Origin of the sequence: Ruegeria sp. SCP11 (assembly GCF_040329455.1) — a bacterium.
Classification (GTDB): Bacteria; Pseudomonadota; Alphaproteobacteria; order Rhodobacterales; family Rhodobacteraceae; genus Ruegeria; species Ruegeria atlantica_E.
Map to the genome: position 1 here is coordinate 63,092 of NZ_JBDZYG010000017.1, position 26,858 is coordinate 89,949.

General features: G+C 56.9%; 31 protein-coding genes. 18 read left to right on the forward strand and 13 right to left on the reverse strand.

From position 1 onward, the window contains the following. The first annotated feature begins 33 nt into the window (after nt 1–33). From ABLN94_RS21110 to trmD, 6 genes are all read left to right on the forward strand, one after another. Nucleotides 34–330: a chorismate mutase gene (locus ABLN94_RS21110; RefSeq protein WP_170493735.1), complete on the forward strand. Its 297-nt coding sequence runs from the start codon at nt 34–36 to the stop codon at nt 328–330. 96 nt (nt 331–426) lie between these two features. Continuing rightward, nucleotides 427–804 (forward strand): 30S ribosomal protein S16, encoded by a 378-nt coding sequence (gene rpsP / locus ABLN94_RS21115; RefSeq protein ID WP_352996167.1) that lies wholly within the window; start codon nt 427–429, stop codon nt 802–804. Nucleotides 805–816: 12 nt separating this feature from the next. Then, nucleotides 817–1,452, forward strand: coding sequence for a 5,6-dimethylbenzimidazole synthase (bluB, locus tag ABLN94_RS21120; protein ID WP_352996169.1), 636 nt, complete (start codon nt 817–819; stop codon nt 1,450–1,452). Nucleotides 1,453–1,596: 144 nt separating this feature from the next. Continuing rightward, nucleotides 1,597–2,100: a ribosome maturation factor RimM gene (rimM, locus tag ABLN94_RS21125; protein ID WP_352996171.1), complete on the forward strand. Its 504-nt coding sequence runs from the start codon at nt 1,597–1,599 to the stop codon at nt 2,098–2,100. Then, nucleotides 2,100–2,915 (forward strand): hypothetical protein, encoded by an 816-nt coding sequence (locus tag ABLN94_RS21130; RefSeq protein WP_352996173.1) that lies wholly within the window; start codon nt 2,100–2,102, stop codon nt 2,913–2,915. Before rimM ends, ABLN94_RS21130 begins: the two co-directional genes overlap by 1 nt. Further along, a complete protein-coding gene (trmD, locus tag ABLN94_RS21135; protein ID WP_352996175.1) occupies nt 2,912–3,709 on the forward strand; it encodes a tRNA (guanosine(37)-N1)-methyltransferase TrmD in 798 nt (265 codons plus the stop codon). The genes ABLN94_RS21130 and trmD overlap by 4 nt, the downstream gene beginning before the upstream one ends. On the opposite strand, the gene ABLN94_RS21140 is transcribed toward trmD, so the two are convergent. After that, nucleotides 3,706–4,503 (reverse strand): glycoside hydrolase family 25 protein, encoded by a 798-nt coding sequence (locus ABLN94_RS21140; protein WP_352996177.1) that lies wholly within the window; start codon nt 4,501–4,503, stop codon nt 3,706–3,708. The two genes, trmD and ABLN94_RS21140, sit on opposite strands and share 4 nt — an antisense overlap. Nucleotides 4,504–4,883: 380 nt before the next feature. Here ABLN94_RS21140 and rplS point away from each other — a divergent pair, with 380 nt between their 5' ends. Further along, the gene (rplS, locus tag ABLN94_RS21145; RefSeq protein WP_170328369.1) at nt 4,884–5,267 is read left to right on the forward strand and encodes a 50S ribosomal protein L19; all 384 of its coding nucleotides are present in this window, start codon (nt 4,884–4,886) and stop codon (nt 5,265–5,267) included. Nucleotides 5,268–5,278: 11 nt separating this feature from the next. Then, nucleotides 5,279–5,500: a 50S ribosomal protein L31 gene (gene rpmE, locus ABLN94_RS21150; protein ID WP_352996179.1), complete on the forward strand. Its 222-nt coding sequence runs from the start codon at nt 5,279–5,281 to the stop codon at nt 5,498–5,500. 186 nt (nt 5,501–5,686) lie between these two features. On the opposite strand, the gene ABLN94_RS21155 is transcribed toward rpmE, so the two are convergent. Continuing rightward, nucleotides 5,687–6,685 (reverse strand): Hint domain-containing protein, encoded by a 999-nt coding sequence (locus tag ABLN94_RS21155; RefSeq protein WP_352996181.1) that lies wholly within the window; start codon nt 6,683–6,685, stop codon nt 5,687–5,689. Nucleotides 6,686–6,854: 169 nt separating this feature from the next. Between ABLN94_RS21155 and ABLN94_RS21160 the strand changes: the two genes are divergently transcribed. Then, entirely contained in the window at nt 6,855–7,082 is a 228-nt protein-coding gene (locus ABLN94_RS21160) for a hypothetical protein (protein ID WP_352996183.1), read from the forward strand. A gap of 32 nt (nt 7,083–7,114) precedes the next feature. Here the strand turns inward: ABLN94_RS21160 and ABLN94_RS21165 are convergent, their stop codons facing one another. Beyond that, nucleotides 7,115–8,710 (reverse strand): MFS transporter, encoded by a 1,596-nt coding sequence (locus ABLN94_RS21165; protein ID WP_352996185.1) that lies wholly within the window; start codon nt 8,708–8,710, stop codon nt 7,115–7,117. A 79-nt stretch (nt 8,711–8,789) separates the two neighbouring features. Further along, nucleotides 8,790–9,677, reverse strand: a complete 888-nt coding sequence (locus ABLN94_RS21170; protein WP_352996187.1) for an AEC family transporter — start codon at nt 9,675–9,677, stop codon at nt 8,790–8,792. 218 nt (nt 9,678–9,895) lie between these two features. Between ABLN94_RS21170 and ABLN94_RS21175 the strand changes: the two genes are divergently transcribed. Beyond that, nucleotides 9,896–10,705 (forward strand): division plane positioning ATPase MipZ, encoded by an 810-nt coding sequence (locus ABLN94_RS21175; RefSeq protein ID WP_170493701.1) that lies wholly within the window; start codon nt 9,896–9,898, stop codon nt 10,703–10,705. A 30-nt stretch (nt 10,706–10,735) separates the two neighbouring features. Here the strand turns inward: ABLN94_RS21175 and ABLN94_RS21180 are convergent, their stop codons facing one another. The 3 genes from ABLN94_RS21180 to ABLN94_RS21190 all read right to left on the reverse strand — a co-directional run bounded on the left by ABLN94_RS21180 (nt 10,736) and on the right by ABLN94_RS21190 (nt 13,629). Then, nucleotides 10,736–11,683: an AEC family transporter gene (locus tag ABLN94_RS21180; protein ID WP_352996189.1), complete on the reverse strand. Its 948-nt coding sequence runs from the start codon at nt 11,681–11,683 to the stop codon at nt 10,736–10,738. Between the two features lie 192 nt (nt 11,684–11,875). Beyond that, nucleotides 11,876–13,111 (reverse strand): adenylate/guanylate cyclase domain-containing protein, encoded by a 1,236-nt coding sequence (locus ABLN94_RS21185; protein WP_352996193.1) that lies wholly within the window; start codon nt 13,109–13,111, stop codon nt 11,876–11,878. A 65-nt stretch (nt 13,112–13,176) separates the two neighbouring features. After that, nucleotides 13,177–13,629, reverse strand: coding sequence for a MarR family winged helix-turn-helix transcriptional regulator (locus ABLN94_RS21190; protein WP_352996194.1), 453 nt, complete (start codon nt 13,627–13,629; stop codon nt 13,177–13,179). A gap of 56 nt (nt 13,630–13,685) precedes the next feature. Between ABLN94_RS21190 and hmgA the strand changes: the two genes are divergently transcribed. From hmgA to ABLN94_RS21220, 6 genes are all read left to right on the forward strand, one after another. Beyond that, nucleotides 13,686–15,041 carry a homogentisate 1,2-dioxygenase gene (gene hmgA / locus ABLN94_RS21195; protein WP_352996196.1) on the forward strand — a complete coding sequence of 452 codons (1,356 nt, stop codon included), beginning with the start codon at nt 13,686–13,688 and terminating at the stop codon, nt 15,039–15,041. A gap of 7 nt (nt 15,042–15,048) precedes the next feature. Then, the gene (locus ABLN94_RS21200; protein ID WP_352996198.1) at nt 15,049–15,672 is read left to right on the forward strand and encodes a LysE family translocator; all 624 of its coding nucleotides are present in this window, start codon (nt 15,049–15,051) and stop codon (nt 15,670–15,672) included. A gap of 22 nt (nt 15,673–15,694) precedes the next feature. Beyond that, nucleotides 15,695–16,951, forward strand: coding sequence for a fumarylacetoacetase (gene fahA, locus ABLN94_RS21205; RefSeq protein WP_352996200.1), 1,257 nt, complete (start codon nt 15,695–15,697; stop codon nt 16,949–16,951). Nucleotides 16,952–17,250: 299 nt separating this feature from the next. Then, a complete protein-coding gene (locus ABLN94_RS21210) occupies nt 17,251–18,861 on the forward strand; it encodes an FAD-dependent oxidoreductase (RefSeq protein WP_352996202.1) in 1,611 nt (536 codons plus the stop codon). 5 nt (nt 18,862–18,866) lie between these two features. Further along, the gene (locus ABLN94_RS21215) at nt 18,867–19,064 is read left to right on the forward strand and encodes a DUF2783 domain-containing protein (RefSeq protein WP_352996204.1); all 198 of its coding nucleotides are present in this window, start codon (nt 18,867–18,869) and stop codon (nt 19,062–19,064) included. A 99-nt stretch (nt 19,065–19,163) separates the two neighbouring features. Further along, complete coding sequence (locus ABLN94_RS21220; protein WP_352996206.1) at nt 19,164–19,505, forward strand: DOPA 4,5-dioxygenase family protein; 342 nt, start codon at nt 19,164–19,166, stop codon at nt 19,503–19,505. Here ABLN94_RS21220 and ABLN94_RS21225 read toward each other — a convergent pair. Next, nucleotides 19,502–21,130, reverse strand: a complete 1,629-nt coding sequence (locus tag ABLN94_RS21225; protein ID WP_352996208.1) for an acyl-CoA synthetase — start codon at nt 21,128–21,130, stop codon at nt 19,502–19,504. The genes ABLN94_RS21220 and ABLN94_RS21225 overlap by 4 nt on opposite strands. 222 nt (nt 21,131–21,352) lie before the next feature. Between ABLN94_RS21225 and ABLN94_RS21230 the strand changes: the two genes are divergently transcribed. Both ABLN94_RS21230 and ABLN94_RS21235 read left to right on the forward strand, forming a co-directional pair. Beyond that, nucleotides 21,353–22,744: an aspartate aminotransferase family protein gene (locus tag ABLN94_RS21230; protein WP_170493667.1), complete on the forward strand. Its 1,392-nt coding sequence runs from the start codon at nt 21,353–21,355 to the stop codon at nt 22,742–22,744. A gap of 121 nt (nt 22,745–22,865) precedes the next feature. Beyond that, entirely contained in the window at nt 22,866–23,327 is a 462-nt protein-coding gene (locus ABLN94_RS21235) for a hypothetical protein (RefSeq protein ID WP_352996210.1), read from the forward strand. A 73-nt stretch (nt 23,328–23,400) separates the two neighbouring features. On the opposite strand, the gene ABLN94_RS21240 is transcribed toward ABLN94_RS21235, so the two are convergent. From ABLN94_RS21240 to ABLN94_RS21260, 5 genes are all read right to left on the reverse strand, one after another. After that, on the reverse strand, nt 23,401–24,084 hold the full coding sequence (locus tag ABLN94_RS21240; RefSeq protein ID WP_352996212.1) for a phosphatase PAP2 family protein: 684 nt from the start codon (nt 24,082–24,084) through the stop codon (nt 23,401–23,403). Between the two features lie 45 nt (nt 24,085–24,129). Next, complete coding sequence (locus ABLN94_RS21245) at nt 24,130–24,297, reverse strand: hypothetical protein (RefSeq protein ID WP_352996214.1); 168 nt, start codon at nt 24,295–24,297, stop codon at nt 24,130–24,132. A gap of 236 nt (nt 24,298–24,533) precedes the next feature. After that, nucleotides 24,534–24,899: a 50S ribosomal protein L20 gene (rplT, locus tag ABLN94_RS21250; RefSeq protein WP_008756009.1), complete on the reverse strand. Its 366-nt coding sequence runs from the start codon at nt 24,897–24,899 to the stop codon at nt 24,534–24,536. Nucleotides 24,900–24,913: 14 nt separating this feature from the next. Next, nucleotides 24,914–25,114, reverse strand: coding sequence for a 50S ribosomal protein L35 (rpmI, locus tag ABLN94_RS21255; RefSeq protein WP_010443552.1), 201 nt, complete (start codon nt 25,112–25,114; stop codon nt 24,914–24,916). Between the two features lie 182 nt (nt 25,115–25,296). After that, a complete protein-coding gene (locus ABLN94_RS21260) occupies nt 25,297–26,847 on the reverse strand; it encodes an alanine/glycine:cation symporter family protein (RefSeq protein WP_352996216.1) in 1,551 nt (516 codons plus the stop codon). Between the last annotated feature and the right edge of the window lie 11 nt (nt 26,848–26,858).

The following is a 26,858-nucleotide window of genomic DNA, read 5'->3' on the forward strand; positions in this document are numbered from 1 at the left end:
CAATTTCGCTTTGAGCACCAAGAGGACCGGCCAATGACCAACCCCGTGGCGCAGGCTGCCATGCTGCTGAAAGAGCATCGCGAAAGCATCGACCGGCTGGACGCAATCCTTGTCTACACGCTGGGCGAGCGATTCAAGCACACGCAGGCCGTTGGCAAGCTCAAGGCCGAACACGACCTTCCCCCGTCCGATCCCTCGCGCGAAGCAGCGCAGATCGCACGGCTCGAAGACCTGGCGAAAGAGGCCGATCTGGACCCCGACTTCGCCAAGGCTTTCCTGAATTTCATCATTCAGGAAGTCATCCGACACCACCGGAAACACCAAGAGTAACTTTCCGGTTCAACGAATACCAAGAATAGCCGGAAACGATCCCGGTCTCTACAAAGACACGCCTCTGGCGTGATGCCATCCAAAGGAGATACCACCATGGCAATGAAAATTCGTCTCGCCCGCGGCGGCTCGAAAAAACGTCCCTTCTACCGCATCGTGGCTGCTGACAGCCGCATGCCGCGCGACGGCCGTTTCATCGAAAAACTGGGCACCTACAACCCGCTGCTGCCGAAAGACAGCGAAGAGCGCGTGAAAATGAACATGGAGCGCGTTCAGTACTGGCTGGATCAGGGCGCACAGCCCACCGACCGTATCGCACGTATGCTGGAAGCTACCGGCACCCGTGACAAGGCCGAGCGCAACAACCCCAACAAGGGTACTCCGGGCAAGAAAGCTCAGGAGCGCGCGGAAGAGAAAGCGGCCAAGGCTGCTGAAGCGGCTGCACCGGCTGAAGAAGCTGCTGCAGAAGAATAAGCAGGCGGGCGCGTGCAGGATCAGACTTTCACCCACGATTTTCGCACGCAGTTCGATCTGTTGATGCGGCTCCGGCGCGATGTGCGCCGGTTCCGCACCGATCCTGTTGACGAGGCAGTGCTGACGCGCTGCCTCGACGCGTTTCGATTGGCCCCCTCGGTGGGGCTGAGCGAACCCTGGCGCGTAATCCGCGTCGAAAGTGAGGCGGCGCGCAAAGCGGCGCTGGAGAACTTTCAGGCCGCCAACGCACAGGCGTTGGAGGGGTATTCCGGTGAGAAAGCGCAGCTATACAGCCAGTTGAAACTGTCTGGCATGCAAGAGGCCCCGGTGCAGCTTGCTGTTTTCTGTGATGATGCCACCGACAAGGGGCAAGGTCTGGGCGCGGGTACGATGCCCGAGATGCGGCGCTATTCGGTCGTTTCCGCTGTTACCCTGTTCTGGCTGGCTCTGCGCACCGAAGGGTTGGGGCTGGGTTGGGTCTCAATTTTGGATCCTGACCAGCTGGCGCGTGACCTGAACGCCCCTGAGAAGTGGCGCTTGATCGGCTATTTCTGTGTCGGCTGGCCCGAAGAGTTCTCTGACACGCCGGAACTGGAACGCATCGGCTGGGAACGCCGATACGACACTTTGCCGGTTGAGGTACGCTAACGATGTTCGGGCTTATTCGACTTCCCATCCTTCTGATGATCGCCTTTATTGTGGGCGTGTTTTTTGAACGCTCGAACCAGCGCGAGGCTTGTGAGACGCGCGGAAATTGGCAAGACGGGATATGTATGACGGTGGAAGGGCCAAATGAGTGATCTGATCTGCGTGGGCAGCGTTGCAGGCGCATACGGCGTTCGTGGTGAAGTGCGCCTGAAAAGCTTTTGCGCGGTGCCTGAAGACATCGAAAACTACTCTCCACTGACCGACGAAGCTGGTACGGAAAGGTATCCGCTTGTGCTGACGCGTGCGATCAAGAACGGGTTCGCGGCCCGTCTTGGTGGCGTTGAGACCAAAGAGCAAGCAGACGCAATCAACGGCCTGCGCCTCTATGCGCGTCGGGATCAGTTGCCATCTCTTCCCGATGATGAATTCTATCACACCGACCTGATCGGGCTTGAGGTGTATGACACCGGAGGCACCCTGCTGGGACGGGTAAAATCGGTGCAAAACCACGGCGCAACCGATCTTTTGGAACTGCACGGTCCGGGCCTGAAATCCACCGTCCTGCTACCATTTACGCTGGAGGCTGTGCCAACCGTCGATCTGGACAAAGGCCGCATCATCGCCGACCCACCCGAGGGGCTGCTCTGATGCGGCGCGTTCTGCTGCATCTGGGCCTGCACAAAACCGGTACTACCGCAGCGCAATCCTTTCTGTACGAAAATCGCGAACTGATCTGGCCACATTTTGCGCTGGTGTTGCCCTATCGAACCCGCAATTCCGGCCTGTCTCAGGCGGCTACAAACCATTCCGTATATGGCACCGTTGGAACGCTTGCAGAGTTTGGCACGCAAGTGCGGGGCTTCCTTGAAACCTTGGATTTCGGCGACAAACGCGGGCTCATCGTTAGCGAGGAAAACTTCGCGGGCCTGCGCCCCAGTCGAAATATCGAACAAGGCTATGCTGCCACCCCTGAGCTTGCCGCTTGTTTGGTGGATGCGATCCGTCACCGTTTTTCGAACCAAGAGGTCGAGATCACGATCTACCTGTCCCTTCGCCAACGCGACGGATGGCTACGCAGTCTATGGGCGCACGATCTGGAGCGGATGCGCCAGGTACATGATTTTGATACCTACCGGTTAAACATGGATCAGTTGCCCCCGCTTGAGGACACGGTGGATCAGATCCGGAACCGATTACCTTCGGTCATTGTGACCTCGGACTGGCTGGAAGAGTTGCAACTACGCCGATACGGCACCGGCACCCCCTTTGCCGAGTATCTTGACCTGCCGCGCGACAAGGCCAACCTTCTGATACCGCCCTCTAAGGTCAATAACCGCCTGCCCGAGGATGTTCTGGCCGAGCTGCTGGATCTAAACCGCTCACGCTTGGGCGAGGCTGCCCTAATCAAGCAAAAGACCGCGATTATTGAACGCGCAAAAGACACCCTGATCGGCACGACATGACAGACAAGCCCAGCAAATCCCACGGCCGTAAGGCGATCCGTCCGACAATGAAACCGCGTGAGCTGATGACTCCCACGCCGGACCTGCATGGTGTGTGGAAGGCCAAGATCATCACACTGTTCCCCTCGGCCTTTCCCGGGGTGTTGGGAGAAAGCCTGACGGGAAAGGCTCTGCAAGAGGGTCTTTGGCAGCTGGAAACGGTCGATTTGCGCCAATTCGGGATCGGCAAGCACCGCAACGTGGACGATACGCCCGCAGGTGGGGGTGCGGGTATGGTGCTGCGCGCCGATGTGCTGGGTGAAGCGATCGAACAGACGATGGCGGGAGTACAGGGCAATTGGCCGCTGATCTATCTCAGCCCCCGTGGACGTCGGATGGATCAGCGCATGATGCAGAACCTTGCACGCTGTGACGGTATGACCTTGCTGTGTGGTCGTTTCGAAGGTGTTGATGAACGGGTGCTGGAACATTACGGCGTGCAGGAAGTCAGCCTAGGGGATTTCGTCATGACCGGTGGCGAGATTGCAGCGCAGGCGCTGATCGACGCCACGGTACGGCTGATCCCTGGCGTGCTTGGGAACCAAGCCTCGGCCGAAGAGGAGAGCTTTTCGTCCGGCCTACTCGAACACCCGCAATACACCCGACCCGCCGAATGGAAAGGGCGCCTTATCCCCGACATCCTGATGTCCGGCCACCACGGGCGCATCGCAAACTGGCGGCACGAGATGTCGGAACAGATTACCCGCGAACGGCGGCCCGATATGTGGGACGCCTATAAGAAGTCGCAGGATTAGCCGTCTTTCCAGCGAGCCCAGGTCTCGGGGTGGCCATTGAAGGTGTTGATGTCCACCTTACCCTGCACTCCCGGCACCAATCCGGTGCCGGTGTATTGCCAGAACCTCCAAGGCGACTTGGGATAGACCTTGTGCGGATGCCCGGCAACGGACCGCAGCCAGAATTCGGTTCCGCGCAAACGGCCGATATCCGTATCACCATGGAAATCGACGGTCGTGTAAACAATCGGGCGGCGCCCGTAGTGGCGTTCCAGAATATCGAGGAAACGCTTCGCCTCGGCCCGAACGGTGGTGCCATCAGGGCGCAACCTGCAAGTTCGGGAGTGCGGGGTCCATTCCATATCGAGCACATGCGGTAAGTCAGCCCCCTTGGGGACGTTTTTGATGAACCAACGCGCCTGTTCATGGGCTGGGCGGCAGAAATAGTAGTAGTGATACGCACCCCACGGTACCCCTGCGGCCTGCGCGCCGCGTCGGTGGTCGTCGAACATGGGGTCGGCCACGTCGCCACCCTCGGTCGCTTTGATGAACACGAAACTGACGCCCGATGCCTTGGCTCGATGCCAATCTATCGGCCCCTGCCAGCGCGATACGTCCAATCCGTGTACCGGATAGTGGCCCGGGTGCCTTCCGTTCCAGTCATGCGGGTCGGCATCACCAAAGGCCGGGTAAATGACCGAAGGTGAGGTTGTACTCAGAAAAGCTTTAGCCTCGACCTGTTGGGGCAGAGGACTGCTGCGACCGCAGGACAGGGTCGCAAAGGCCAGGATGGCCAGCATCAATGCAATGCGCATGATCGGTTCCTGTTTCAAATTTCTGCTCTTATAATTGCCTCCAGCATGCCTGATCTGCGCCACAAGGCAACGGTGCAGTTTTCGAGCGGCGAAAACCCACCGCCCAAGCCTGAAAAATATGGCGTTTTTGGCTTGATCCCTGACCGCAAACCCCGTAAAGCGGCGCAATCCGGTGCCGCAACTGCGCGTCTCCGGTGTTTTGGTTTGCAAAATGGCGCAACGCTCGGCTTTCTTCAGCCACGGCGTGTCAGGGCGAACCAGACCAAAGGAACATTCGATCTGACCTCTGGCGGGCTGTACGCAGAACCCGATGAAGACCAAGAGCTCTCAGGCCGTGCTTAACTTCGTGGACCAACCACGAGCAGATAGGAGTAACTGCGATGGACCTGATCGCACAGCTTGAGGCGGAACAGATTGCCGCCCTGGGGAAAGACATCCCCGATTTCAAAGCCGGTGACACTATCCGTGTCGGCTTTAAAGTGACCGAAGGGTCGCGTACCCGTGTGCAGAACTACGAAGGCGTCTGCATCGCGCGCAAAGGTGGTAGCGGCATCGCCGGTTCGTTCACCGTTCGCAAGATTTCGTTTGGCGAAGGCGTGGAGCGTGTGTTCCCGCTGCATTCGACCAACATCGACAGCATCACCGTTGTCCGCCGTGGCCGCGTTCGTCGCGCCAAACTGTACTACCTGCGCTCGCGCCGTGGTAAATCCGCGCGTATCGCCGAAGTCACCAACTACAAGCCCAAGGCTGGCGCCGAGGCGTAAGGAGCGGAAAGATGAAAAAAGACATCCATCCCGATTATCACGTCATCAACGTCAAAATGACCGATGGCACCGTGGTTCAGATGAAGTCCACCTGGGGCAGCGAAGGCGAACAGTTGGCTTTGGAAATCGACCCCTCCTCGCACCCCGCGTGGACCGGTGGCTCGTCGCGCCTGATGGACGCCGGCGGCCGCGTGTCGAAGTTCAAAAAGAAATACGAAGGTCTGGGCTTCTAAGCCTGACCTGGTTCGAATGCGAAAGGCCGTCCTTCGGGGCGGCCTTTTTTGTTGCTGATATGGGAGGCTAAGAGCCTATAAAGGCGCGCCGTCTAATCGCTAAGCTCAATACAGCGCGCGAGTGTGACGATTTCCGACAGTGGTCAAACGAATATCTAGAGCATCCTCGACTGGTTCTAAGGCGTTTTACTGGAATCTTTCGGCTAGCAGCTTTCCCTCTCTATTGGTGAGAGAACGCAATAAAACCCCTCCAACATGAGTAGATGTTTCGCAAAATAGTTCAGGAAAAATCGAAGACACTTCATCCAGTTGCTCTTCAGTCATGAATGACCTTGCAATTTCACCAAGATACAACGTTTCCGCCTCTGCGCCGTTTGCATAAATCACTTCATGCTGTTCCAGCATGACGTGGTAATAAGTGATGCTGGGTCTTGGAACTTGCCGTATCGAGTCCCCATTAACCATGGACTTAGCTTCTACAAAAACTTCCTTCTCTCCGAACAAGAGCTCTGCACGCCACCCTTCTCGAACAATTCTATGCAAAGGAGAGAGAACGAGTTGCTCAGTGTTATTTATAGAATAAGGATCGAACACTATAGGCGCAGCTTTGCCCAACGCATTTACTGTGCTGAACCCAATCCACTTTATTGGCTGCGCGCCGTTGTGTTTGGTTTTTATTCGGTCGCCCGTTTTTAGCTCTTCTACCGGCTTTTCACCCTCGACTGTCAGAATTTTGGTGCCTTTGGCAAAACAAATATACAAATCGTCATACTCTACGAAGCCATTAACGTTATTGGCGCCAAAGGTATAAGTTACAGTGGGATCTAGTGGAGTATCCGAAACAATTAACGGATATGAAGTTGTAGATCCCCCCCAAGATTCTTCATTTTGAAAGAGGACATGAACCGTCCCGGTACTCCCATCGCTACCTGTAAAAGATATTGAATATCTCGCATCGAGGGTTTCACCCACGTCAATTCCGGAAACAGACGAAGCAATTACCTCTTGGTCTGACGCATCTGCCTGATTGGGTCCGTGAGTGAAGTCGTTGAATATTGTATCGTTGACACCGTTGTTTTCTTCGATTGTGACTTCACCAGCAACTTCAATAGTGAAATTGCCTGTATTTTGGTAAGTGTCGTCGCCGGTGGCAATTCGATAAACGAGAAGATCGTAACTTGGCATATTTACTTCTTTTTCACTAGTTAACAGTCACAGTTTCGTATCTGAATTTGTACGTTAGCTCCCTTTCAGCTTCAACGAATGTTATCAGACACGGATCAATTTCTTAAGACGTCAACAAATGCTAGACTGGTTCTAGACGCAGGTTCAAAAACCCACGGAGAAGCAGAATATGCCCCAGTACAATGATATGTTCGAACTATCGGTCGAGGATATGGACCTGATCGAAACGGCGTTACGTGGTTCGGCGGCCTCTTTGTCTCTGGCAGCGCTGGATGAGACGGACGACAGCAAATCCGAGCGCGAGGAAACCTTGCGCCGGGTCCACGATCTCCTTGGTAAACTACACGATCAGAAGGTTTTTTATCGCCCCAGAGATGGCGTGTATCTTGGCGGTTAATTTTTTGGACTGACGTTGAAGAAATGTGCTGTTTAGCGCGGTTGGCGCGTTAACTCTGCCGCACTGTGAACCGGTGGCACAGGACCGCGCAGCAACATCAGCGCCAGCGCCATTCCAACCAGAGCCGCGATCGCAGCGACCACCATGGCGCTGTCAAATGCGTTATCCTGCAGATCCCTTAGTGCCTTTGCCAAAGCAGTACTGGTCGTAGGATCCATCCCCGCGATCAGTTGTTGGATTTGGCTGGGACTGCCGTGGGTCAGCGCATGGGCCAGATCCTCGCGCTGGGTGGAACCAGCGGGTAGCGCATCGATCACCTCGGAAAGACCCCGGCGGGTGGTAATAGACTCGGCCAGACCTCCGACCACTGCACCAAGGGTGGCGCCAAAATAGAGGCAGGCGTTGATCACACCCGATCCCTGCCCCACGTGCTCTTCGGGCAGGAGGCGCAAACCAAGACGGGGTAGCAGCGAGAAACAGATGCCCATGCCAATGCCAACAATCAGCAGCTTCCACCAAATTTCGGTATATTGCGTGGTGTTCGTGGTCGTCATCAGTAACAGGAAACCGCAGGCCATCGCACCGAGGCCAATCGCGACCGGCCATTGAAAGCTGTAGGGCGCCAGAAACCGAGGCGCAGTAACGGAGATCACGAACATGCTGAGACTGAGCGGCATAATCGCTAGCCCCGCTCCGATGGATGTATACCCGAAAGCATCTGGCGACTGTACGAAGGTATTGAAATAGACAAAGAAGCAGAACAGCGTGAAGCCGGTAAAGAACATGCCTGCCGCGGCCATGAAATAGCGTGGATGGCGGAAGTACCGCAATTCAATCAGCGGGTCGTCGCTGCGGCGTGAAACGATCACCAGCGCGACAGTCGCCATCGCGGCTATGGCCAGCGGGACCAGCGTGAGGAGCGTGGCCCAACCGCCGCTTTCCCCGTTGCTGAGCGCAAAGGACAGCGGCCCCAGGAAAAACAGGATGGCTACCGCACCCGGATAGTCGAATTTCGCTCCGGCAAGGCGAGTATCCGGCACGTATTTCCGCTTGCTGACATGCAACCCGATGAAAAAGGCTACAACCAGCAGAAGCAAGTCGACCGCAAACACCGCCCGCCAGCTGACGTAGTGGCCAAGCGCGCCTCCCACGATGGGACCGACACCAATTGCCAACCCAACGACAGCGCCCCAGGCACCGGTTACGCTGGCGCGTTGTTCCTCGGGTGTGGCAGCAGTCAGCAGGGAAAGAGAGGTGCCGAACAGCGCCGCCGCACCGGCCCCCTGCGCGCCACGACCGAACAGCAACATTGCTCCGTCCTGCGCAAACAGGACCGATGCAGATCCGATGGCAAAAACGATCATGCCAAAGAAAAACACCCCCATCTTGCCGGTGATATCCCCCAGGCGGCTAACGATGGTGACAAGCGTAGCGCTGGCAACGGTGTAGGTGGCCATCACCCACTGCAACCCGGACGGGGTCAGATCGAACTCGGCCTTCAAGTTGGGCAGAACAGTGGTCACAGCAGTGGTATTGAACCCCACGACCATCATACAGATCGCCGTCATCGCAAGCACGACACGCGCGCGCCCTTTTTGCGTAGGTTCCGCTGCGCTTGGGTCGCTCATCTCACTGCCTCGCATCTGTGGCTGTTCCGCTTAACTTTTAATAAGTTAAGCGATTTTTGTCACTGCGCATAGGCTTGCGTCAGATCCAGTAAGATAGCGCGACGGGCAACACGACGATTGTTGTCAACGTGGACACTAGAATGAACCCCGCCACATCCGGTCCATATTCCGGCACGTGCTGGTCGATGAATAGATATGTGGCAACCGAAGATGGCATCAGGCAGCACAGGATCACCGCGCCTCGCTCGGCGCCGGAGAAGCCGAACCCCCAGACCAAAGTGCTGGCGATCAGAATGGCCATCACCAAGTGAAGTATGGTCAACGTGACGGCCCGACCGATGCTTTTAACTCGTAGATCGGCAAGCGTATGGCCCAACGTCAGCAGCATCAGCGGGATCGACAGGCCACCTAAAATGTCAAAGGACTTGGCCACCGGTTGCGGCAGGCTGTATCCTGTGGACATTAGGACTAGGGACAGGATCACGGCATAGATGATTGGCGATGTGACAAGCTTTTTGGGCGAGAACTCTCCGGCCGGAATCCACATGCCAACGGTAAAGATGCTGATCAACACGACGACGACGAACGCCATCGTATAGGCCATCCCCGCATCACCCAGCGCCAACAGAGCTATTGGCAGACCGATATTACCCACATTGCCATGCATCAGCGGCGTCAAAAATGCCCGGACCGGCAGACGCAGCACCTTGAGCGCGACAAAACCCAACAGGCCAAATCCGATAATCGTCAACGCCGCCGCGGCCATCACATCCAGAAACGTGCCAACAGCAATCTTTGTGGAGGACAGGTGCGAGATAATCAATGTGGGATAACCGACCCGCGAGACAATCCCCCCGATCACCTTATTGTCGAAAGGTGCCTTTATCACTGCCAGACAATATCCGATTCCGGCGCAGATCAGCACGGGCAGGACCACGTTCAGAACGTTCAGAAACAGGTGCTCCAATGGCCGCCCCTACTCGCAATTTCCTGCATCAGACAGTGAAACAGGGCGTTGCATTTGACAAGTACGCAACCTAACCCGCGCCCAAGGCTTGGTTTTCCATTTTAGAGCCTATTATCGGACTGCAACAACGCTTGGGGTTCTTCCCTTCTAGCCTTACACAACATATAGTGGGTCGCAACAACGTGTGGGCAAACACGGCGGGACATGGGAATACAGGCATGGCACACATCATCGTAGTGGGGAACGAGAAGGGCGGCGCAGGCAAATCGACCGTGTCGATGCATGTGGCCACGGCTCTGGCACGGTTGGGCCACAAGGTAAGCACATTGGACCTGGATCTGCGGCAGCGCAGCCTCGGGCGCTATTTCGAAAACCGCGGCAACTTCATGAACGGCTCGGAGGCACGGCTGCCTAGCCCGCGCCACCATGACCTGCCCGAGATCGACGCAAGCACGCTGAAACCTGGCGAGAATATCTATGACCACCGCCTGTCGGCCGCGGTGGCCGAGTTGGAAAGCGACAGCGACTTTATCCTGATTGACTGCCCCGGCTCACACACACGCCTCAGTCAGGTGGCACATTCACTGGCCGATACGTTGATCACGCCGCTGAACGACAGTTTCATCGATTTCGACCTGCTGGCGCGGATCGATTCAAAGGGTGAGAAAATCCTCGGGCCGTCGGTCTATTCCGAGATGGTCTGGAACGCGCGGCAGTTGCGGGCGCAGGCCGGGCTGAAACCCATCGACTGGGTTGTTGTCCGAAACCGCGTCGGTACGCAGCGTATGGTTAACAAGGAAAAGATGCAGCGCGCGATCGAGATGCTGTCGCAACGCATCGGCTTCCGCGTCGCCTCGGGCTTCTCCGAACGTGTTATCTTCCGCGAATTGTTTCCGCGCGGCCTGACCCTGCTGGACCTCAAGGATATCGGCGTCAAGCAACTCAACATCTCAAACATCGCAGCGCGTCAAGAGTTGCGCGACATGATGAAAGAACTGAACCTGCCGGGCGTCGAGATCGACTTTTAAAGGCCGTCAAACCCAACGCAACCACTCATTTCATAGTATCAGCAAACCGATCAGAGGCAGAGCGAACAGGCTGAGCACAAAGGTTGCGATCAGCAAGGCTGAGGCAATGGCCGAGTCGCACCCGTACCGAGCCGCAATCACCGCCGCCAGCGCACCGGACGGCATCGCGGCCTCGACCACCAGAATGTCGTGCTGGAAATCCGACAGCCCCAGCGCATAAGCAAAGCTTCCCGCGACCATTGGCTCAAGGACCAGCTTGAGCACACAGACAAGCACAACCAGACCAGCCAACTGGCCAAACGCGATAGGTCTCAACATCAGACCGATGGTAAAGGCTACAAGGAAAGTCAGTGAGGCGCTGGCGATCCCGAGGAAGTCTTCCAGCAGTTCGACAATCCTGTTGCCCTCTGGCAGACCAATGGCCGAAGCAAGCACCCCCAGCACAAAGGCTAAAAAAATAGGGGACCTCAGGAAGGTAAGGAACGCCTCGCCGACCGTGGGGCCCTCGCCATCGTTCTCGCCGAAATAGCTGGCGATAGCGACACCGACGGTGAACAGGGGCAGCACGACTCCGATCTCACCCATCACGACAAGCTGGCTCATGATCTCGGTGTTGTCGCCATAGATGTTCTGAAGCAGCGAATAGCCCAGCGTCGAGGTGCTGCCGACCCCCGAAACCAAGATCACCGATCCCAGCACCGGTCGGTCCAACCGCATCAAACGCCCGGCCAGCCAGGCTGCGATCATGACTACGGCAATGGCTAGAAACAGAACTAATGCCAGTTCGAAATTCTGAACGCGAAAGGGTTCACTGCTGAGGTTGGCAAAGATCAGCGCCGGTAGAGCGAAATCCGTCACCAAGCGTGCGAATACCCCTTGCTCCCGATCCTGAATGACATTTCTGCGCCGGAACCAAACCGCCGATCCGACCAGAGCCAGCATCACCACGAAGGAGTCGAAAAGAGTATCGAACTGCACGGCCTGCTCGACTCCTTACATGTGTACCCAGTTAATCATGACGGTCTTCGAACGCAGATAGGGATCATACAACAGATACCTGATCCGTCAAAATCGCTCAGAAACAGACAGTTGCCTGAGATTCAGAACAACCGGGGTAGCGAGGCCAACACGCGACCGATGCCGTCAACTGGTATCAATTACAAAGGCCCCCTAATGCGGGGCCTTGTAGATCGTAAACAACTCCTTCGGCTCGGACACACCGCGCAGCATGTAGCGCCCAACCGATATCAGATCCTGACCGCAGGGCTGCGCAGCACGCGCCACGTCATCCGAGATGAGGATCTTCTGCCCCAGCGACCGATGCATTCCGGCAATCCGGGCTGTCTGATTCACCGCCGGACCAATTACGGTGAAATCCAGCCGGGTCTCGGATCCAATATTTCCATACAGAATCTCTCCTGCGTGCAGAGCCAGAGTGAAGTTAGCTATCGGCAGGCCCTCAGCTACACGGTGGGCGTTCAAGTCCTCAATCCGCTGCTGCAGCATCGGAACGGCTTTCAGCGCCGCGCGGGCGTCTTCGTCGATCTCGCCCACATCGAACATCGCCATCAACCCATCCCCCATAAATTTCAGGATGTTGCCGCGGTTTTCGTGCACAACACCGACGGCCACGGCCAGATAGTCGTTCAGCATGTCGATGATTTCATTGCCAGGCAGCTCTTCAGACAGGCTGGTGAAGCCTTCCAGATCAAAGTTCCAGATCACCGCGTCGATCTGCTGCAGCGATCCGCGACGGATTTCCCCCGACAACACGCGCCGCCCAGCATCGCGGCCCAGATAGACGCGCATCAGGTCCTTAGAGATCCGGGCACTCGCCGCAGACTTCAGGGCTAAACCCAGATGTGGCAGCGCGGTATTGATCAAATCTAGATCCCCATCCAGAAACCCTTTGGGCGCGTTCGAGGTCCAGGACATCAACACCCCGCCCACCGCCTTTTCAGCGTCTCTCGGTGCGTTGTGGGTTGGAACATCAAAGTTGACTCCGGTGGCGTAGTAGTCCGTCGCACCGATCTGGCGCAGGTCGTTCAGCAGGGGGAAACGACTGGCCTCATTCTGATCGACCAGGCGTTCGCGGATTTCATCCACCTCATTGTTGAGGATCGCGTAGAGAGGACTTTGCTGCCACTGTTCGCTAGGCTCTTCTGAATACTCAAAAGTCTCGGATTCACCACCCTGCCCCTGATACCAGCTAAATCCGGTGCCGCCATAAACGGGGTGCAGCGTTGATTGTGCCGCGTGAAAGCGCATCAGTGGAACACCCAACTCCAGCAGCTTGTTGCAGTAGCCATCCAGCAAATCCTCTTTCGTAGCGCCTTCTAGGCCACGTGTGACAAGCCAGTTTATAAGATCAGTTGATTTAGCCGTTTCGGCAGTCGGGGTCGTCATTTTGTTATTATTCCAGTGTCCGCTCTGGATGTAATCTGGGGGCCGAGGGGCGAAATTACCACTATTCAGACCATATGCGCCAGTCGCCGTAACATTTTTCGCAACACGGCAGCCTCTTCGGTGCTGAACTGGGCGACCAGTTTTGAGTCATACTGCCCGGCAATGTGCCTCAGCTCGCGGTAGACGGCTTGCCCCTGTGCGGTCAGTGTCAGATTCTCAACCCTACGATCCGTTTCATTGCGAGTGCGCACGAGATACCGGCGGGTTTCTAACTTGTGCACCGCCCGGCTGACTTTGGTTTTGTGCAACCGGGCACGTTCTCCGATCTCTTTTGCGGTCATCTCGCCGTAACTGCCCAGATGGAACAATACACGCCACTCGGTGCGCAGCATTCCATAGCGATCCTTGTAAATCTGTTGAAACTCAAGCGAACTTTCCTCAGCCGCGCGATTCAGCAGATAGGGCAGAAAATCTTGCACATTAAAGTCATCTTTTTTTGGGGAATCGTCCTGTGTCATGCTTGTTAGTTACAAAATCAACTATTATCCGGCAACCAGCAACGGAGGGAAACGCGATGAATCGTCCGACGGATACGCACAGTCTGACACAGGCCAGCACGCCTGTTGGCACCCATTCGGGCTATATGCCCGGATTTGGAAACGACTTTGAAACCGAAGCGCTGCCCGACGCGCTGCCGCAGGGGATGAACAGTCCTCAACGGTGCAATTACGGCCTGTATGGCGAGCAACTCAGCGGCACAGCCTTTACCGCGAACCCGCCGGAACGGACGTGGTGTTATCGCATCCGCCCTTCGGTAAAACATTCACATCGTTATGAAAAAATTGACCTGCCCTATTGGAAGTCTGCACCATGCATTGATCCGGACGTGATCAGCCTGGGCCAGTATCGCTGGGATGCGGTGCCGCATTCAGATGATGGCCTGACCTGGCTGACCGGCATGCGGACGATGACCACGGCGGGTGACGTGAACACGCAGGTGGGCATGGCCAGCCATATCTATCTGGTTACTGAATCCATGGTGGATGATTACTTCTTCTCAGCCGATTCTGAGTTGTTGGTGGTGCCGCAGGAAGGCCGTCTGCGCTTTGCGACTGAACTGGGGATCATTGATTTGGAACCCAAAGAGATAGCCATCATCCCGCGCGGTCTGGTGTACCGTGTCGAAGTTCTGGAAGGCCCCGCACGTGGATTCGTCTGCGAGAACTACGGTCAGAAATTCGAACTACCCGGCCGAGGACCGATTGGCGCAAACTGCATGGCCAATCCGCGTGACTTCAAGGCTCCGGTGGCCGCGTTTGAGGACCGCGAAGTCCCGTCGACCGTCACCGTCAAATGGTGCGGGCAGTTTCACTCCACAAAGATTGGTCAAAGCCCACTGGACGTCGTGGCGTGGCACGGGAACTATACGCCCTATAAATACGACCTGCGCACTTATTGCCCAGTCGGCGCGATCCTGTTCGACCACCCCGACCCCTCTATCTTTACCGTCCTGACCGCGCCATCCGGCGACCCAGGCACGGCCAATATCGACTTTGTCCTGTTTCGCGAGCGCTGGATGGTGATGGAGGATACCTTCCGCCCGCCCTGGTATCACAAGAACATCATGTCCGAGCTGATGGGCAACATCTACGGCCAGTACGACGCCAAACCGCAGGGCTTCGTTCCCGGCGGCATGAGCCTGCATAACATGATGCTGCCCCACGGTCCGGACCGCGAGGCCTTCGACAAAGCCTCGAATGCCAATCTTGGCCCAGACAAGCTGGACAACACCATGTCCTTCATGTTCGAAACCCGCTTTCCGCAGCATCTGACGTCTTTTGCGGCCAATGAGGCCCCCTTGCAGGACGATTACATTGACTGCTGGACCTCGCTTGAGAAAAAGTTTGACGGAACGCCCGGCAAAAAATGAGGTCGCAATGAGCTTTGACATCTGGCTTACTTATGTCGCCACGGTCCTGCTATTGATGAGCACGCCTGGCCCCAGCCAATTGCTGATGCTGTCCAACTCGGCAACGAACGGCTTGAAACGCGGGCTGTTCACTGCAGCCGGGGATTTGACCGCGAACCTGTTGCAGATGCTGGCCGCCGGTCTCGGTCTGGCGGCAATCATCGCGGCCTCGGGCACGGCGTTGGCTGTGATCAAGTGGCTGGGCGTGGCATATCTGCTGTTTCTTGGTGTGAAAATGATCACAAAGGCCGAACGTAAGACAACAGAAGCCGCACCCCGCGCCAGCCGCAAGGCACTCTGGATGCAGGGATTTATCACCTTAGCCGCAAACCCCAAGGCAGTGGTGTTCTTTGCCGCCCTCTTCCCGCTGTTCATTGACGGAGCGCTGCCGTTCTGGCCGCAATTCGCAATTCTCTCGGCCACCTACCTGACCCTCGACGGTTTGTTCCTGACAGCCTATGGCGGCAGCGCCAGTTGGTTGGCGACGCGCCTCAAAGGTACGGCGCGGTTGTGGTTGGATCGCGCTGGCGGTGGTTTCATGATTTTGGCCGCGCTGCTATTGGGTCTGAAATCCCTGCGCGACGCACAATAGATCAGATACACAAGGATCACAGATGCCGTTGATGAAATCCTGGGTGGCTTCGGCCAATGACGCCACCCACCCGTTTCCGCTGAACAATCTGCCTTATGGCGTGTTTTCAACCGAAGGCAGCCACCCGCGCTGCGGCGTGGCGATCGGCGATATGATCTTGGATGTCACCGCCGCCGAGGCCAAGGGCCTCATCGACCTGATTGAAGAGCCGCTATTTGACCTGCCCTTCTGGAACCCGCTGATGGAGCAGGGCCCCGCTGTTTGGGCTGCGTTGCGGAACCGGTTGACAGGTTTGCTGGCCGCCGGGTCCGAGGAGCAAGAAAAGATCGAACCCCTGCTTGTCGCGCAGGCAGAGGCTGAAATGCACATGCCGTTTGCCGTCAGCGAATACACCGATTTCTATGCCGGCCGTCATCACGCCCAGAATGTCGGCACCATGTTTCGCGGTCCGGAAAACGCACTGCCGCCGAACTGGCTGCATATACCAATCGGTTACAACGGTCGCGCCTCCTCAGTTGTCGTCTCGGGTACGGAAATTCGCCGCCCCTGGGGTCAGCTGAAAGGACCAAACGATTCCCTGCCTCGCTTCGCCCCGTCGCAACGGTTCGATATCGAGCTTGAGATGGGCGCGATCGTTGGCACACCTTCAGACGGGCCAGTCTCGGTACAAGAGGCGGACGACATGATCTTTGGTTATGTCCTGCTAAACGACTGGTCGGCGCGCGACATTCAAGCTTGGGAATACCAACCCCTCGGACCGTTTCAGGCCAAGGCCACGGCCACCTCGATCAGCCCGTGGATTGTCCCCAAGGTAGCGCTGGAGCCGTTCCGCTGTGACACTCCCGAACGTGATGTCGAACTTCTGGAACACCTCAAGGACGTTGGTCCGATGCTTTATGACATTGATCTGCAGGTCACGATGGCGCCCGAAGGCAAGGCCGCCACCACCATCGCCCGGACGAACTACAACCAGATGTACTTCTCGGCGGCGCAACAACTGGCACATCACACGACCTCTGGCTGCCCGATGAATACCGGCGACTTGCTGGGCTCTGGCACTATCTCTGGCCCCACAAAACCTGAACGTGGATCGCTGCTGGAACTGAGTTGGGGCGGAAAGGAACCGCTGACACTGGACAGCGGTGAAACGCGCAGTTTTATCGAAGATGGCGACACACTGACTCTGACCGGTTCGGCCAAAGGTAAGGGCTACATCATCGGGTTCGGCGACTGCTCAGGTGCCGTTCTGCCCGCCCTCCCAAATCCCTACAAACGGTAAGGAGGAACGCATGACCAAGGCTTTTGCTTCTCAATCGAGCCGGTTAAAAAAGACGGTCTCATCCGCGGAGATTGTCGAAAGACTTTAGGCCTATACGGCTCAGCACGACCCGAGGTTCGCCGACTACACAATCTTTAGATGTGGGCGGAACTGCAAGGTAAGGGACATTCCGTCGCATTTGATCCAGATCGTTTTACGGCGGTTTGTTCAGTGAAACCATTGCCTCAAACCTTCGGCCAGACGTGCCCGGAGAATGAAATCTTGCGTTTCATCAGCGCCAGAACATCGGGGGAGAGCCCATGAACAAGATTTTCGAAGTACCGCTCTATGCGTATCAGCGCAGCCCGGATCAGGATGCGGCCAGCCCCGCTCGACACCAGGCTATCGTGATCGGCGCGGGTCCCATCGGGCTGGCTGCAGCGATTGATCTTGCACAGCAAGGGGTCGAGGTCGTGGTGCTGGACGACAATGACAAGGTCAGCTTCGGAAGCCGGGCTATCTGCTTTTCGCAGCGCACACTTGATATTGCCGACCGTCTTGGTGCAGGTCGTTCAATGGTGGAAAAAGGCGTGCAATGGGACACAGGCAAGGTCTTTTTCGACAACCGGCAGGTCTATGAATTCAACCTGCAGCCCGACACGGGCTATGCAAACCCCGCCTTTATCAACCTGCAGCAATACTACTTTGAAAACGCTCTGGTCGACCGCGTCCGGGAATTGCAGGCCGAAGGAGCGCCCATCGAAATCCGCGGTCGCAACAAGGTCGAGGCCATCGGCACCCATGACACCCATGTCACGCTGGAGGTCGAAACCCCCGAAGGCCCTTACAATGTCGAGACCGAGTGGCTGATCGCCTGCGACGGGGCCGGTTCTCCTACCCGACGGATGCTGGGGCTGGAATTTGAAGGCCGCGTATTCGAGGATAACTTCCTGATAGCGGATGTGGTGATGGAGGCCGACTTCCCCTCGGAACGCTGGTTCTGGTTTGATCCCCCCTTCAATCGCGGACAATCGGCGCTGTTGCATAAGCAACCCGACAATGTCTGGCGTATTGATCTGCAACTGGGCTGGGATATCGACAAAGAGCGCGAGCAGCGCCCAGAAAATGTCATCCCACGCCTCAAGGCGATGCTGGGTGAGGATGTGGCATTCGATCTGGAGTGGGTCTCGATCTATACCTTCCAGTGCCGCCGTATGGAGCGGTTCCGCTATGGCCGAGTGCTGTTTGCCGGTGATAGTGCGCATCAGGTCAGCCCGTTCGGGGCGCGAGGTGCCAACTCGGGCATGCAGGACGCCGACAACCTGTGCTGGAAGCTGAAACTGGTGATCGACGGCAAGGCGCCCGAACTTCTGTTGGACAGCTATAGCCGTGAGAGGACGCAGGCAGCGGATGAGAATATCATCAACTCCAGCCGCTCAACCGATTTCATCACGCCGAAATCCGAGATGTCGCGCCTGCTGCGGGACGCGGTTCTGGACTTGAGCGAAGAGCATGAATTCGCTCGTCCTCTGGTCAATTCCGGGCGTCTGAGCACGCCTTGCACCTATGAAGGATCTTCTCTGAGCTCGGCAGATGCACTGGACGGTCCGGGCATCACGCGCCCTGGAGCGGCCTGCCCAGATGCGCCACTGGGCGATGAGTTCCTGCTTCCGAAACTTGCGGGCAAGTTCACCCTGCTGACCATAGACGCCGACGCCCCCGAGCGCATCGAAGAAGACGGGGTCGAAGCCACACGACTGGCGCTGTCGGTCAAGGATGACCTGACACTGGAACTCAAGCGGCGATATCTGGGAGATGCGACCAGCGCGGTCTATCTAATTCGCCCCGATCAGCACGTCGCCGCGCGGCGCGACTCGTTCGAAGAAAACGCATTCCGGCAGGCGATCCGCCGGGCCACAGGTAAGGAGTAAGCAAAATGGCTGATCTGATCCTCACCCCGAATCTAGACAATGCCGATGATTTCTATGCCGGTCTGCTTGCCGCCCATGAAGGGTTAAGTAAAACTGACAGCGATGCGTTAAACGCGCGGCTGATTCTAGTACTTGCCAACCATATCGGAGATGCTGACGTACTGACGCAGGCCGTGAAGACGGCAGCCAAAAAACCAGGCTGAACATGGTTCTGAGCCCGTGCACAGAGTTTGTGTATGGGCGCAGGTGGGAATGACTGTCGGTTCGACTTAGGTTGTCCACATTTGAGGAATGAGGTCGCCATGCCAGAAATCGTCGGTTATCACGCCCATGTCTATTACGACGCAGACACCCAAGACACAGCGCGGCAGGTTTGCGAAGAAGCCGCGCGCCTGTTCCCTGTTGAGATGGGCCGCATGCACACCCGCCCCGTTGGCCCGCACTCCCGCTGGAGCTGCCAGCTGGGTTTTGCAGCCGACGCCTTCGATCAGGTTATCCCATGGCTGATGCTGAACCGGCAGGGGCTGACAATCTTTACTCACCCAGAAACCGGCCAGCACCTGGAGGATCACCGGGACCGCGCCGTCTGGATGGGCGAGATGCTGGGCCTAAACCTGGCTATGTTCGAAAAGGCGGGCGCTTAAGTCAACGCCCGAGCCTGCTCCCGAAGCACAAACTTCTGAACCTTACCGGTTGAAGTCTTGGGCAGAGTTCCGAATACAACCGTTTTTGGCGCCTTGAAATGCGCCATGTTATCACGGCAGAAGGCGATCAAGTCCGCCTCTGTCGCGGTGGCATCGGGCTTCAGTTCAACGAAAGCACAGGGCGTTTCACCCCATTTTTCATCCGGTCGCGCCACCACTGCTGCCTCCATCACGGCAGGGTGTTTGTACAGGATACCTTCGACCTCAACCGACGAGATATTTTCACCACCCGAGATGATGATGTCCTTGGACCGATCCTTGAGCGCGATATAGCCATCGGGATACATCACCCCCAGATCGCCCGAGGCAAACCAACCACCGGCAAAGGCCTTGTCCGTCGCGTCCGGGTTCTTGAGGTAACCTTTCATCACCACGTTGCCTTGCATGAATATCTCGCCCATGGTTTCGCCGTCTGCAGGGACAGGGTCCAACGTTTCAGGGTCGGCCACCATCAGACCGGACAGGGCCGAATAGCGCACCCCTTGGCGGACCTTCAGTGCGGCGCGTTCCTGCGCGCCTTTGGCATTCCATTCATCTTTCCAAGCGCAAACCACCGACGGGCCATAGGTCTCGGTCAGGCCATAGACATGAGTCACCTCGACACCCATCGCCTCCATCGCCTCAATCACTGCGGCGGGCGGCGGGGCACCGGCGGTCATCACCTTGATCTGATGGTTGAAATCCTTCAGCTCGTCAGGCGCGTGGGCCAGCATGTTCAGAACGATTGGCGCGCCGCAGAAATGAGTGACCTTTTCATCCCGGAAGGCGGCATAGATCGGCTCGGCCCGCACCGCACGCAAGCAGACCGAGACACCCGCATTTGCCGCCATCGCCCAGGGAAAACACCAACCGTTGCAATGGAACATCGGCAACGTCCACAGATAGACCGCGTGTTTGGGCATGTCCCAATCCAGCAGGTCTGATTGCGCGTTCAGCGCCGCCCCGCGATGGTGATAGACCACCCCCTTCGGGTTGCCCGTGGTGCCGGAGGTATAGTTCAGAGTGATCGCGTCCCATTCGTCGTGAGGTAAGGACCAGTCGAACTCCGGGTCGTCCTCGGCCAGCAACGCGTCATAGGTCAGGCTGCCCAGCTTTTCTCCGCCGTGGTAGCTGGCGTCTTCGATGTCAATCACCAGAAGGTCATGGTCGACCTCTTTCAGTGCCTCTTTCACCACGCCCGTGAATTCGGGGTCGACTAGCAGCACCTTGGCTTCCGCATGGTTCAGGATGAAAGCGATGATCGGTGCGTCCAGCCGCGTGTTGATCGCGTTCAGAACGGCCCCGGCCATTGGTACACCAAAATGCGCCTCATACATCTCGGGGATATTGGCTGCGATAATTGAAACTGTATCTCCCTTCCCGATCCCTCGCGCAGTCAGAGCTCCTGCCAGACGGCGACAGCGTGCATAGGTCTCCGCCCAACTATACCGACGCTCCCCATACACAACCGAAGGGTAATCGGGATAAACCTGCGCTGTACGTTCGATAAAGCTCAGCGGGGACAAGGGCGTGAAATTTGCCCGGCATTTGTCCAGATGATGCTCGTAAATCTGTGTGGCTCCCATCCGCTAATCCTCCCAAACCGCGTTCAGCGCGAATTGAGCACAAAGATTGGCGCGTGACAAACCCGTAGTTATACGGCGCAGGTCTGGACTGGTAATACGGGATGATGCAATCTGGCCCTATCTCCGGCAGGCCATTCGCGGTGATCTGAGCCATCGAAAACATCTGTCGGATCGGGGCAGTTCCCGCATTCCGCGCACCGCATCTTACTGAAAGGACATGTCATGGACGGCACGTTCAACGAAAACGATCTTTCCCGCGTAGTCGAGGCCGACCGCGCCCATATCTGGCACCACCTGATCCAGCATAAACCCTTTGAAACCAATGACCCTCGCATCATTGTCGAAGGCAAAGGCATGCGCGTTTGGGACCAGAACGGCAAAGAACATCTGGACGCCGTGTCCGGTGGTGTCTGGACCGTCAACGTCGGCTATGGCCGCGAATCGATCTGTAAGGCGGTTTATGATCAGCTGATGAAGCTGTGCTATTTCGCCAATACCGCAGGTTCGATTCCCGGTTCGGTTTTTGCCGAGATGCTGATCGACAAGATGCCGGGCATGAGCCGCGTCTACTACACCAACTCGGGCTCTGAGGCGAACGAGAAGGCCTTCAAGATGGTTCGCCAGATAGCGCACAAGCGCTATGGCGGTAAAAAGACCAAGATTCTATATCGTGACCGCGACTATCACGGCTCGACGCTGGCAACCATGTCGGCTGGCGGTCAGGACGAGCGCACCGCGCAATACGGCCCCTTCGCGCCCGATTTCGTGCGCGTGCCCCACTGCATGGAATACCGCAAGCACGAACTGGACGGCGCGCCTGAAGAGAACTTTGGCGTCTGGGCCGCGGATCAGATCGAAGAAGTCATCCTGCGCGAAGGTCCCGACACCGTGGGCGCGCTGTGCCTTGAGCCGGTAACCGCAGGCGGTGGCGTGATCGAAGCACCCGAGGGCTATTGGCAGCGTGTGCAGGAAATCTGCAAGAAATACGATGTGCTGCTGCACATCGACGAAGTGGTCTGCGGCGTTGGCCGGACCGGTACCTGGTTCGGTTATCAGCAATACGGCATCAAGCCTGACTTCGTGACAATGGCCAAAGGCGTTGCCTCGGGCTATGCGGCGATTGCCTGCATGGTCACCACCGAGGAAGTCTTTGACATGTTCAAGGACGACGCAGCTGATCCAATGAGCTATTTCCGCGATATCTCGACCTTTGGCGGCTGCACTGCGGGTCCGGCGGCTGCGGTTGAAAACATGCGCATCATTCAGGACGAGAACCTGCTGCAGAACTGCACCGACATGGGCGATCGTATGTTCGACAACCTTCAGGCGCTGATGGAAAAGCACAAGGTCATCGGCGACGTGCGCGGCAAGGGCCTGTTCCTGGGCGCTGAGCTGGTTGCAGACCGGTCCACCAAAGAGCCGATGGACGAGAAAAAGGTCCAGGCGGTCGTCGCTGACTGTATGGCGCAGGGCGTGATCATCGGTGCCACCAACCGCTCAATCCCCAGCCGCAACAACACGCTGTGCTTCTCGCCCGCCTTGATCGCAACGGCGGATGACATCGACCAGATCACCGACGCAGTCGATGGTGCACTGGGCCGCGTGTTCGGCTAACGCACTGCATGAAATCTGTGAAAACCGGCGCCTATCGCGCCGGTTTTTTGTTTTAGAGTGATAGCTTGCCAATTTCCTGATCTCAGGTAGCCTGATTTCATCCTATGCAGGAGATTGATTAATGTTACTCAACTTTATCCGCAGCTTGGCTGCAGCCCTTATACTGGCCACCGCTGCCCCAGCCACAGCTGAAACCGGCAGCGGCTTCCCTCAGATCGTTGGAACGTGGCACGGTACCTATCTAGTGGGTTTTGCCAAGTCGAACCCGAACCACGAAAAAGGTCTGCTGAAGACCGAAATGGAGCTGGAGATCACCAAACTCGACGGCAACCTAATCACCGCCACCAACCGCTGGCGGCGGATCGGAGACACCGATTGGATCGTCGAAGAGGCGATGGGCACCTTCTCCTTAGACGACCCCACCCGCTTTGTTCTGGCCGAGGCCGGGATTTCAGGTGAGGACGTTTCGGCCGGGATTTTCAACGGTGTCTATCTGGATGACGTGATCATGGTCACCTATGCCGGGCCGGGTACCGGGGTGGCGTTTGCTGCGCAATTGGTGAAAAAGAAGGATGAACAGTAAGCCAACACCCACGTCAAAGGCCGGAACCTCGATCTATTCAGTAGAATGGCGGCCAGCGCTTCTGATAACGTACCTACTGACTGATCGGCATGGCTACATCGTCGCTGCCTAACTGAATGGCATTCAACGCTTCGTGGTAGGCAGGCTGGTCGCGGATCACTTCCATGTAAGCATTACCCAATACTTGCCCTGAAACGACGTCCATTGGATAGTGCACGCCACCGATAACTCGGCCGTAACCAATTTCTCTCCCAAGGTCTTCAAGTGCATCGGAATGTTCTGGGAAAACGTCCGAAAGAACCGATGTATATACTATTGCACGGATCGTATGTCCGCTCGGATAGGAGGTTACAGGGAACGCAGTCGCAACGGGCTCAACGGTATCATTGATCACAAAAGGGCGTGGAATATCGTATTTCGCCTTAACGAAATTATAGTCGTCACGCACTTCGTCAATAATCTGATCCAGCGTTTCACTCAAAACCTGCGTGTCGACATTCAACAACCCAGTAGCGACGATAGGTGCAAAGCGTTCCAGATCGACGGACTTTTGGACAAAGTCCACCTGTTCAGGAGTTCGGCTTTCCTGCAACCACATGACTGTGAACATTTCTTTGTCGAACTCCGCCGTGCCGGGTTCGGCAGGAGGACCAATCAGTGCGACACTGTCGAGACTGTTCGCCGGATAGAACTGGGCTGATATGGCAGGCCCCGCAAGGGCCACGAGGGCAACAACGGCAACAGTACCCTTAAACATAACGGTTTCCTTTTCGGACTACACAACGGGCGTTGTCAGAGAATTTCAGGCTTCGGCGATCATGTTGCCCCAACTGGAAAAGCTACCATCTGTTTCACAGATGATAGTTTCCATGCCGGTCAAAGCATCGGTTCCGAAGTAACAATCCGCCAAGGCTGGACCACTTAAAAAAGCCAAATTCAGGGCCACCAAACCCAAGGCAGCATGTTTCATGGTACTCACTCCTGTTAGGTGAGCGTCATGTGTTGATCGTTCCTAGGAGCGCATATTGCGTTTGGATTAAGTTTGCTTAATGCGTCGTTGATCTGTCCGACCATGTCGCCGGTCCGCGAAAGCACCTGAGCGGCTTGTAAAGGTAACTTATCGCTACATCTGCCACTCAATTGCCCAAACAGAAAAGGCCGCTCCCATCGGGAACGGCCTTTCATTCACTGTCTCTCGAAAGAGGATCAGGCAGCCAGAGCGGCCTGAGCTTTGGCGACGATCGCGCCGAACGCTTCCGGTTCGTGCACGGCCAGGTCGGCCAGAACTTTGCGGTCCACTTCGATACCGGCCAGGTTCAGGCCGTTGATGAAGCGGGAATAGGTCAGTGCTTCGTCATGCGAACGGACAGCAGCGTTGATACGCTGGATCCACAGCGCGCGGAAGTTGCGCTTGCGGTTTTTACGGTCGCGGGTTGCGTACTGGTTGGCCTTGTCGACGGCCTGACGGGCAACCTTGAAGGTGCTCTTGCGGCGGCCATAGTAACCTTTGGCGGCCTTGATGACCTTCTTGTGACGGGCGTGAGTTACGGTTCCACCTTTAACGCGGGACATCTCTTAATCTCCTCTTAGCGGTCGTAGGGCATGTAGCCCTTGACGATCTTGGCGTCGGGGGCGGACAGGGTGGTGTTGCCACGGGCGTCGCGGATGAACTTTTTGGTCCGCTTGATCATGCCGTGCCGTTTGCCGGCCTGGCCAGCAAGGACCTTACCGGTCGCAGTCACCTTAAAGCGCTTCTTGGCGCTCGACTTGGTCTTCATCTTAGGCATTTCCGTCTCCTTTCAGGGTTCGGTACTAAACGCGACTCGGCATGCCATCTCGGCCGGTCACGCGATCAGAAGCGCCGTTTACGCAAGTTCCGTCATACTGGCAAGGGGGTTTTGACCAGAATCTGCGCTTTTCGCAGAGCGGTCAGGCACCGGGGCGACACACGCCGCCCCGGTGGTATGGCTTAGTGGCCGAACTTGCGGATCTCGCCGCTCTTCAGCCGTGCTGAGTAGCTGGCCAGTTCCTCGCGCACCACTTTCATCAGGAAGTAAAGCGCAAAGACGTTCACAACCGCCATCGCAAAGATCGCCGCATCCGAGAAGTCGATGACCGGGCCAAGGTTGGCCGCCGCACCGATCACCACGAAGATGCAGAAGATGATCTTGAATACCAGCTCTTTGGTGTGGCCTTCGCCAAACAGGTAAGTCCAGGCTTTGAGGCCATAGTAGGACCAGCTGATCATGGTCGAGAAGGCAAACAGCACCACCGCGACCGCCAGCACATAGGGGAACCATCCAAAGGCGCTGCCAAAGGCGGCCGAAGTCAGGCTGACACCCGAGTTGCCATCAACAGTTGCGATACCCGAACCGTCTTCGGTCAGCATATACAGGCCAGTTTGCGGATCGATGATCAGCTGCTGGGTGATAATGATCACCAGCGCGGTCATGGTACAGATCACGACGGTATCGATGAACGGCTCAAGCAGCGACACGAACCCTTCCGTGATCGGCTCGCTGGTCCGCACGGCCGAGTGTGCAATCGCAGCAGAACCAACGCCCGCTTCGTTCGAGAACGCCGCACGGCGGAAGCCTTGGATCAGAGCGCCAACCATGCCGCCGGCCACGCCAAGGCCGGTAAAGGCACCTGCGAAGATCTGGCCAAAAGCCCAACCGATTTGGTCCGCGTGCATGATGATGATGACCAGAGCAGCCAGCACGTACATGATGCCCATGAACGGGACGACCTTCTCGGTTACGCGCGCGATGGACTTAAGGCCACCTACGATCACTGCGAACACGATACCGGCAAAAACCAGCCCCGTGATCCAGCCGGGATAGTCGCCGGTGATACCCGCGATCTGTTGATGCGCCTGGTTGGCCTGGAACATGTTTCCGCCGCCCAGCGCGCCGAGGATACAGAAGATTGAGAACAGAACGGCCAGAATCTTGCCGCCCGGCAGGCCCAGCTCGGCGAACCCCTTGGACATGTAATACATAGGGCCGCCCGAGACGGTGCCATCGTCGTATTCGTTACGGTATTTCACGCCCAAAGTACATTCGGTGAATTTCGACGCCATGCCCAGAAGACCCGCCATGATCATCCAGAATGTCGCGCCTGGCCCGCCTATGCCAACGGCCACCGCCACACCGGCGATGTTACCCAGACCGACCGTGCCCGAAAGCGCGGTTGCCAGTGCCTGAAAGTGACTGACCTCACCCGCATCGTTGGGATCGGAATAGTCGCCTTTGACAAGACTGATGGAGTGCCCGAAAAAGCGGAATTGCACAAATGCGAAGTACAGCGAAAAGACCGTCGCCGCGATCACCAGCCATCCCACGATCCATGGGAATCCTGTGCCCGGAAACGGAGCGAAGATAAAGCTGACAAACGGCCCGGTGAAATCGGCAAAGGCCTGATTGATCTTGTCATCCAGGCCCGGCGCTTCCTGCGCCATTGCAGGAGCAGCGGTCAGGGCGGCAGCAATGGCCACCCCCAAGTGTTGAAGCTTGTTCATTCTTGTCACTC

Coding starts and splice junctions, on each gene's coding strand:
- ABLN94_RS21110 (WP_170493735.1), top strand. CDS start 34: ATGACCAACCCCGTGGCGCAGGCTGCCATGCTGCTGAAAGAGCATCGC.
- rpsP (WP_352996167.1), top strand. CDS start 427: ATGGCAATGAAAATTCGTCTCGCCCGCGGCGGCTCGAAAAAACGTCCC.
- rimM (WP_352996171.1), top strand. CDS start 1,597: ATGAGTGATCTGATCTGCGTGGGCAGCGTTGCAGGCGCATACGGCGTT.
- ABLN94_RS21130 (WP_352996173.1), top strand. CDS start 2,100: ATGCGGCGCGTTCTGCTGCATCTGGGCCTGCACAAAACCGGTACTACC.
- trmD (WP_352996175.1), top strand. CDS start 2,912: ATGACAGACAAGCCCAGCAAATCCCACGGCCGTAAGGCGATCCGTCCG.
- ABLN94_RS21140 (WP_352996177.1), bottom strand. CDS start 4,503: ATGCGCATTGCATTGATGCTGGCCATCCTGGCCTTTGCGACCCTGTCC.
- rplS (WP_170328369.1), top strand. CDS start 4,884: ATGGACCTGATCGCACAGCTTGAGGCGGAACAGATTGCCGCCCTGGGG.
- rpmE (WP_352996179.1), top strand. CDS start 5,279: ATGAAAAAAGACATCCATCCCGATTATCACGTCATCAACGTCAAAATG.
- ABLN94_RS21155 (WP_352996181.1), bottom strand. CDS start 6,685: ATGCCAAGTTACGATCTTCTCGTTTATCGAATTGCCACCGGCGACGAC.
- ABLN94_RS21160 (WP_352996183.1), top strand. CDS start 6,855: ATGCCCCAGTACAATGATATGTTCGAACTATCGGTCGAGGATATGGAC.
- ABLN94_RS21165 (WP_352996185.1), bottom strand. CDS start 8,710: ATGAGCGACCCAAGCGCAGCGGAACCTACGCAAAAAGGGCGCGCGCGT.
- ABLN94_RS21175 (WP_170493701.1), top strand. CDS start 9,896: ATGGCACACATCATCGTAGTGGGGAACGAGAAGGGCGGCGCAGGCAAA.
- ABLN94_RS21185 (WP_352996193.1), bottom strand. CDS start 13,111: ATGACGACCCCGACTGCCGAAACGGCTAAATCAACTGATCTTATAAAC.
- ABLN94_RS21190 (WP_352996194.1), bottom strand. CDS start 13,629: ATGACACAGGACGATTCCCCAAAAAAAGATGACTTTAATGTGCAAGAT.
- hmgA (WP_352996196.1), top strand. CDS start 13,686: ATGAATCGTCCGACGGATACGCACAGTCTGACACAGGCCAGCACGCCT.
- ABLN94_RS21200 (WP_352996198.1), top strand. CDS start 15,049: ATGAGCTTTGACATCTGGCTTACTTATGTCGCCACGGTCCTGCTATTG.
- fahA (WP_352996200.1), top strand. CDS start 15,695: ATGCCGTTGATGAAATCCTGGGTGGCTTCGGCCAATGACGCCACCCAC.
- ABLN94_RS21210 (WP_352996202.1), top strand. CDS start 17,251: ATGAACAAGATTTTCGAAGTACCGCTCTATGCGTATCAGCGCAGCCCG.
- ABLN94_RS21215 (WP_352996204.1), top strand. CDS start 18,867: ATGGCTGATCTGATCCTCACCCCGAATCTAGACAATGCCGATGATTTC.
- ABLN94_RS21220 (WP_352996206.1), top strand. CDS start 19,164: ATGCCAGAAATCGTCGGTTATCACGCCCATGTCTATTACGACGCAGAC.
- ABLN94_RS21225 (WP_352996208.1), bottom strand. CDS start 21,130: ATGGGAGCCACACAGATTTACGAGCATCATCTGGACAAATGCCGGGCA.
- ABLN94_RS21230 (WP_170493667.1), top strand. CDS start 21,353: ATGGACGGCACGTTCAACGAAAACGATCTTTCCCGCGTAGTCGAGGCC.
- ABLN94_RS21235 (WP_352996210.1), top strand. CDS start 22,866: ATGTTACTCAACTTTATCCGCAGCTTGGCTGCAGCCCTTATACTGGCC.
- ABLN94_RS21240 (WP_352996212.1), bottom strand. CDS start 24,084: ATGTTTAAGGGTACTGTTGCCGTTGTTGCCCTCGTGGCCCTTGCGGGG.
- ABLN94_RS21245 (WP_352996214.1), bottom strand. CDS start 24,297: ATGAAACATGCTGCCTTGGGTTTGGTGGCCCTGAATTTGGCTTTTTTA.
- rplT (WP_008756009.1), bottom strand. CDS start 24,899: ATGTCCCGCGTTAAAGGTGGAACCGTAACTCACGCCCGTCACAAGAAG.
- rpmI (WP_010443552.1), bottom strand. CDS start 25,114: ATGCCTAAGATGAAGACCAAGTCGAGCGCCAAGAAGCGCTTTAAGGTG.
- ABLN94_RS21260 (WP_352996216.1), bottom strand. CDS start 26,847: ATGAACAAGCTTCAACACTTGGGGGTGGCCATTGCTGCCGCCCTGACC.